Source organism: Vibrio sp. 378 (assembly GCF_033339435.1).
Map to the genome: position 1 here is coordinate 1 of NZ_JAWOUO010001190.1, position 518 is coordinate 518.

1 protein-coding gene is annotated in these 518 nt (G+C 46.7%); it reads right to left on the minus strand.

Annotation, left to right across the window (positions count from 1 at the left end; genetic code table 11):
* Positions 1 to 188: 188 nt before the first annotated feature.
* The coding region (locus tag R7Q48_RS31080; RefSeq protein ID WP_318134271.1) for a helix-turn-helix transcriptional regulator at positions 189 to 518 on the minus strand (330 nt) is incomplete at its 5' end.

The window sequence follows — 518 nt, forward strand, 5'->3', positions numbered from 1 at the left end:
GCCCGGTTGCGTAATGGGTTTCACCGAATGTTGCGGATGAGGTTTTGCCTGTAATGTTGTTGTGCCAAGTATCATGACAAACACACTGGTCGCAAGCCCTCTGAAAATTGATATGTAGTTCATAAAACGCCTCCCCTTGATATTGGAGAGTAGGGTGCTCAAAACATAAGTATAACAGAGCGAAACAATTAGGAAGCGTTAGGATCTGAGCGTTGTTCAAGTACTAGAGATAAGAGGCGCACCAGTAGGGACTGTGCTTCAGGTGATAGCAGCCGAGCAACAGTCACCAAATCTTCTGCGGTCACGTGTTCTATCCCTCTAATATCGAGCGCGATATCGAGGTCAGTCAGATTTAGAGAGCGCAAAATAGAGCGGTATTGTGAAAGTTTGAGATCCGATTCACCTCGCTCGATGCGTTGGTAGGTTTTGACGCTCATCCCCGCGATATTTGCCATTTGTTCACGCGACAAACCGTGCTCTTTTCGTCTAATAATGAGCGCTTCAACGATAGGGTCTAC